Raw genomic sequence first — 5,816 nt, forward strand, 5'->3', positions numbered from 1 at the left:
TCGACATGCAGCGACAGCGATTCGGAAGTCGCGGCCAGCCAGCCGTCGACATGGCGGATTTCCTGGTAGGCCCGCAGCCGCTTGTCGTCGTGGTCGATGAGCTGGAAGGAGACCGTGACCTTGTGCTCGAGGTGCAGCTCCTGCACGTAGCAGACATGGACTTCGGCCGTGTAGATGGTGAGGCGGCGATCCCTGGCATAGTTCGGTCCCATGCCCATTGCCTCGAAGGCGTCGTCCGAGCAGCGGTCGAACAGCACGTTGTAATAGGCCATGTTGAGATGGCCGTTGTAGTCGATCCAGTCCTTCTCGATGTCCATGGGTTTCGAGACGAAGGGAGTGGGGATGGGCATCGAAACTTCCTTGTTCTGGCGCTGGACAGAGCTTGGCTCCGGAGACTCTATTTGTTCTGACGCATTCCGGACGGAAAACCGCTTCACACTTTTCCTGGAATTGCTTTACGCATCCATAGACGCATAACAAGCGTGGACGCTGGTCCATTCGCGGAGGAATTCATGGCTCTGAGCGACCTCAACCCGGTCGAACGTAACGAGGAAGGCATCGCGGCGGTGCTCGGCATCCTCAAGCAACGGCTCGGCGAGCGATTCCAGACCGGCCAGGCGATCCGCTCGCAGCATGCCCACACCACCACCTATATTCCGACGCAGGCGCCGGACGGCGTCGCCTTTCCCGAGACGACCGCCGAGGTGCAGGACATCGTGCGGGCCTGTGCCGCGCACCGCGTGCCGGTGATCGCCTTTGGCGTCGGCTCCTCGCTGGAAGGCCACACCAACGCACCGGGCGGCGGCATATCGGTCGACACATCGCGCATGAACCGTATCCTGGCGGTCAATCCACAGGATCTCGACTGCACGGTCGAACCCGGCGTCACCCGCGAGGATTTGAACCGGCATCTGCGCGACACCGGACTGTTCTTTCCGATCGACCCCGGCGCCAATGCCTCGCTGGGCGGCATGGCCGCGACGCGGGCCTCCGGCACCAATGCGGTGCGCTACGGCACGATGCGCGAGAACGTGCTGTCGCTGACCGCCGTCATGGCTGACGGCGAAACCGTGACGACCGGCAAGCGGGCGAAAAAGAGCTCGGCCGGCTATGATCTGACGCGGCTGCTGGTCGGCTCGGAAGGCACGCTCGGCATCATCACCTCGCTGACCTTGAAGCTGCAAGGCATCCCGCAGGCGATTTCGGGCGGCGTCTGCCCGTTTCCGAGCGTCGAGGCGGCCTGCAACGCGGTCATCGCCACGATCCAGATGGGCATTCCTGTGGCGCGCATCGAACTGGTCAACGCGCTGCAGATGCGGGCGATGAAGAACTATTCCAAGCTCGACTATCCCGAGAGCCCGTGCCTGTTCGTCGAGTTTCATGGTAGCGATGCCGGTGTTGCCGAACAGGCCGAGACCTTTGGCATGATCGCGGAAGAGAATGGCGGCGGGCCGTTCCTGTGGACCAGCGTCGCCGAGGAGCGCACCAAACTGTGGAAGGCCAGGCATGACGCCTACTGGTCGTCGCTGACACTGCGGCCGGGCGCCAAGGGGCTGTCGACCGATGTCTGCGTGCCGATCTCGCGCTTTGCCGAATGCGTCATGGAAACCGAAGCCGACATAGAAGAGATGGGTCTGATCGCGCCGATCGTCGGCCACGCCGGCGACGGCAATTTTCACGTGCTGGTGCTGATGGATGTCAACGATCCCAGGGAGATCGCGTTGTCGGAAAAGTTCGTCGCGCGGCTCAACATGCGGGCGATCGCCATGGACGGCACCTGCACCGGCGAGCACGGCATCGGCCAGGGCAAGATCGGTTTCCTGCGCCACGAGCTCGGCCACGGCGTCGACATCATGCGCACGATCAAGCAGGCGCTGGATCCGCTTGATATCATGAACCCGGGCAAGATCTTGCCAGCAGGGTAGGGATTATCCCGCCACAGCAATGAAGGAGCCGGACCGGCATCTCCAATGTAAGGTTTCCGATTACACCGGTGCTCGGCGGGCGGGCTCTGCCTGATGGAGATAACCCGTGAAGGTGTCGGGCGACGATGGCTTCGACAATTGTGTCACTATGCGTCCGACCTCACCGCGATGATAGCCGCCATGGGTGATGACATGTGCCAGCATCTCCTCTCGTGACATCTGCCCGGGGGCGCCGTCCGTAAAGGCAAAACGGATCGCCTCCGCCAGTTCTTCGGGGTCGACCTGTTCGACGTAGCGGAGGTACCACCGGTCGGTTTCCTTGATCGCCTTGGACAGCTCCGCGAGCGTCGGTGTGCTGCTCGTGCCCGTGTCTCGATAGGAGTGCTTCTGCTGCTGGAGGTTCGACGCAAAGATCCGGTCGACGACATGCGCGTGATTGACGGTCTCAAGGATCGCGCCAAGCTGCTTCTCGGTTGTCTCGTTTTCGATCTCTGCCAAAAGAGCGAGGAGTTCATTGTCGGCCCAGGATTTGTAGCGGAACAGGGATAAAAGCAGTGTCTTGTTGCTCATAGCGACCTCTCATTGACTTGCGTGGCAGGCTTGGCTCGATAAATGTGAGCGGACACTCGCATTTTGGTGAAAAGGCCCTGATATGGCTACTCGCGTTCCCTCAGAGCATGGAAGCGTGCGCAAAGCGCCACGGCAACAGCGTTCCCGCGCAACCGTGGATACGATTGTCGAAGCCGCGGCTCGCGTTCTGGCTCGGCGTGGGTGGGCGCATTTCACCACCAACGAGACGGCTTCGGCGGCTGGTGTCAGCGTCGGCTCGATCTACCAGTATTTTCCCAACAAGCTGGCCTTGGCGGAGGAGATCCGAAAACGCCATCTCGACGCGGTGCTCGCGGCCATATCCGGTTCGGATGAGCGTGACGCAGTGATCACGGTGGAACAGCGGGCGGCGAAGCTTGTCGATGGCGTCGTCGCCGCCCACAGCGTCGATCAGGAACTGCATCGCGTCCTGCTCGACGAGGTGCCGCTTGCCGCACGCTCGACACAGGATCAGTTCGAGGCGGAGTATCTGCGCCGCTACCAAGCCGTGATCGCATCTGCCTCGGGCAAGCCCGATCCCAAGCGCGACGACATTGCCGGACGTGTGCTGTCGGGTGCGGTCGAAGGGGTCGTGCATGCCGCAGCGCGACATGGCGAACTGCAATCGCCGGAATTGCGAGCGGAACTCATCGAGCTGGTCTGCGCCTATCTGCGCAGCCGATGCACAGGCTGAGCGGCTCGGTATTCGACCATCCGGCATCGTCAGCAGGGCTATTCTTGACCGACGCGGTTTTGGGGCAGAAACTCATGCGAATGGCCTGAAACAGACAGGCGTGCCAGCGGAGGAGGAATGCCATGGCGATTTCACGCAAGGAAGCGGCGCGTGCGCTGAGCGCGGACGAACAGGAACTGGTGGAGAAATCGCACCATCCGGCGGTGCAGGAGCTTTCCGACGCCGATCTTGCCGGCCTGGTCAAGCTGTTGCGGGAGCGGCGCGACAAGGCCCAAACCCAAGCACACCGCCGCCAGCGTGAGATACGCGGCAAAGGAGCGCCGAAAGGCGCTGCGCCCTCAAAGTCCGATGGCGGTTCGCAGACAAAGCTTGCGGTGCTGGCCATGGCCATGCGGCGGCTGAATGGCGAGGCCGAGCGGCGCCGGCAGCTGGCGGCCAGCGTTTCGCTGATCGAAAACGCGCGCAAGGCATTTGTCATGAAGCAAGGGGCGACGCCGGAAGGCCCTGCTTTCAATTCGCGCACCGCGCGCAAGGGGATGCGGTCGGTGGCAAACCAGAGGGCGCAAGACCTCGTCCGACCGATGGAGCTTGGCCGGCAGCGCAAGGCGGCCAAGGTGGCGCAAGCAAAGCGCGACGCACGCTGAGGGTTCTGACAATCGCCGGGTGAAATCGTTGGGGCGCCGGCCTGCCGTGCGGCCGCAGGCGTCTTCTATGCGTCCTCAACAAGGGTTTGCAGCATGGGGCGGGTTGGCGCGAAGAACGTCGTGCCGGTGTGCGGCGTCGAGAAATCGAGCAGCCGGTCGTAAGCGCCCGGCGGCTCACCGATGTACATTCGCTGCAGCATCCTCTCGATCACCCAGAGATACCTGCTGTAGCCGATAAAGTAGGTGCCGAACTCCTTTTGCCCCGGCCTGCCAAACGGCATGTTGTCGCGCAATATGTCGTACTCGTTGCCATCGGTATCCTCGATGGTGGCCAGCGACTTGTGTGATTTGCGCGGCGCCTCGTCATCATCGATTTCGATGTTGTCGATCTTGGTGCGGCCGATGATCGCTTCCTGCTCGGGCGTCGGAATGCGCGCCCAGGCCTGGAGATCGTGCAGGTATTTCTGGACGACGACATAGCTGCCGCCGGCGAAGTCGGCGTCCTCATCACCGACGAGTGCCGAGGCCGGAAGGTCCAGCCCGGTCGGGTTGGCCGTGCCGTCGACGAAGCCGAGCAGGTCACGCGCATCGAAGTACCGAAAGCCGGAAACCTCGTCGACGACGTTCACGGCATCACCGAGATTGTCGAGCAGAATGCGCTCGAACTCGAAGCACATATCGGGCCGCTCGGAGCGGATGTGGAAGAGAAGATCGCCGGCGGTCGAAGGCGCCGAATGAACGGCACCCTTGATCGGCGCAAACGGTTTCAGTTCCAGCGGTCGCCGATCTGGGGAAAGACGATCCCAGAGATCGCGGCCGATGCCGGCAATGCACGAAAGCCGCCCGGAAAGATCGCGGAACCCGACGGTTTTGACGAGATCATCGAGGCCGCCGAGCACGGAGGCTATCTTGGCGAGCGCGGTCTGACCGCTGGCGACGGTGACGACAAGAAAGACCGCCGAAAGCGACAGCGGGGCGTCGACACTTTGCGCATCGATCGGCACGCGATCCCAGTTCTTTCCAGACATCCGAATTCTCCGCTTCGCCGGGATTTGTTTCAGATCGCCCGATATCACGCAACTGCGGATGAGACATCGCGCAACACTGGATGAATTGCCTCTTTATCGACACGCGGATGCGGGTAGAGTGCGGCAGAATTTCAATCAACCCATTCGGAGCTGATGCTCGCTCGCCTGTTCGTGATCTTCGGTGGCCTTTTTGTGCTGGTGCTGTGTGCGGCGCTGGTGGTGCCGTATTTTATCGACTGGACCGGCTACCGCGCCCAATTCGAGCGCGAGGCCAGCGCCATCCTCGGCCGCAAGGTGACCGTGCAGGGCGACGCCACGGCAAGGCTGTTGCCGTTTCCCTCGGTGACCTTCTCGAACGTCGCGGTCGCCGGCGGCCCCAATGGCCAGCCGGCCATGACCGTCGAGACGTTTTCGATGGATGCGGAACTGGCGCCCTTCCTGCGCGGCGAAGTGCTGATCTTCGACATGCGGCTGGTGCGGCCGAAAGCGACCATCGATATCGCCAATGACGGCACCGTCGACTGGGCGATGCGGCCGTCCTCTCCCTTCGACCTCAATCAGATCTCGATCGAGAAGCTGACGGTGACGGAAGGGCAGATCGAACTGCGCCATGCCGCCGGCGGGCGCAGCCACCTGTTTTCCGAGATCAATTCGACCATCTCGGCCAAGTCTCTGGCCGGGCCATGGCGCATGGACGGCACGCTGCGGCTCGACGGTCTTCGCACCACGGTCACTGCCTCCACCGGCAAGGCCGAAGGCAACGGGCAGATGCGGCTTCGGCTGAAGGCCGATCCGGACGCCTATCCGCTGGTCATCGAAACCGACGGCAATGCCGGCATCGTCAATGGCGCTGCCGCCTATTCCGGCCAGTTCAAGATCTCCGGTGCCGACAAGAACAGCGCCGAGCTGCGCGGCACCGATGGCGAGACGGTGAGGG

General features: G+C 62.6%; 7 protein-coding genes. 4 read left to right on the forward strand and 3 right to left on the reverse strand.

Features of this window, described 5'->3' with window-relative positions; all coding sequences use genetic code 11:
- On the reverse strand, positions 1-350 hold a 350-nt coding region (locus EN893_RS15580), incomplete at its 3' end, for a thioesterase family protein (protein ID WP_164900906.1).
- A 162-nt stretch (positions 351-512) separates the two neighbouring features.
- Here EN893_RS15580 and EN893_RS15585 point away from each other — a divergent pair.
- On the forward strand, positions 513-1,925 hold the full coding sequence (locus EN893_RS15585) for an FAD-linked oxidase C-terminal domain-containing protein (protein WP_127269205.1): 1,413 nt from the start codon (positions 513-515) through the stop codon (positions 1,923-1,925).
- Between the two features lie 60 nt (positions 1,926-1,985).
- Here the strand turns inward: EN893_RS15585 and EN893_RS15590 are convergent, their stop codons facing one another.
- Complete coding sequence (locus EN893_RS15590) at positions 1,986-2,495, reverse strand: DinB family protein (RefSeq protein ID WP_127269204.1); 510 nt, start codon at positions 2,493-2,495, stop codon at positions 1,986-1,988.
- Between the two features lie 115 nt (positions 2,496-2,610).
- On the opposite strand from EN893_RS15590, the gene EN893_RS15595 reads away from it, so the two are divergent.
- Together EN893_RS15595 and EN893_RS15600 are read left to right on the forward strand one after the other, a co-directional pair.
- The gene (locus EN893_RS15595; protein WP_206517183.1) at positions 2,611-3,207 is read left to right on the forward strand and encodes a TetR/AcrR family transcriptional regulator; all 597 of its coding nucleotides are present in this window, start codon (positions 2,611-2,613) and stop codon (positions 3,205-3,207) included.
- 122 nt (positions 3,208-3,329) lie between these two features.
- Entirely contained in the window at positions 3,330-3,851 is a 522-nt protein-coding gene (locus EN893_RS15600) for a hypothetical protein (protein ID WP_127269202.1), read from the forward strand.
- A 65-nt stretch (positions 3,852-3,916) separates the two neighbouring features.
- Here the strand turns inward: EN893_RS15600 and EN893_RS15605 are convergent, their stop codons facing one another.
- Positions 3,917-4,879 carry a Dyp-type peroxidase gene (locus EN893_RS15605; protein WP_127273760.1) on the reverse strand — a complete coding sequence of 321 codons (963 nt, stop codon included), beginning with the start codon at positions 4,877-4,879 and terminating at the stop codon, positions 3,917-3,919.
- A 153-nt stretch (positions 4,880-5,032) separates the two neighbouring features.
- Here EN893_RS15605 and EN893_RS15610 point away from each other — a divergent pair.
- The coding region (locus EN893_RS15610) for an AsmA family protein (protein ID WP_128361630.1) at positions 5,033-5,816 on the forward strand (784 nt) is incomplete at its 3' end.

It is taken from the genome of Mesorhizobium sp. M7A.F.Ca.CA.004.04.2.1 (assembly GCF_004022825.1).
Lineage (GTDB): Bacteria > Pseudomonadota > Alphaproteobacteria > Rhizobiales > Rhizobiaceae > Mesorhizobium.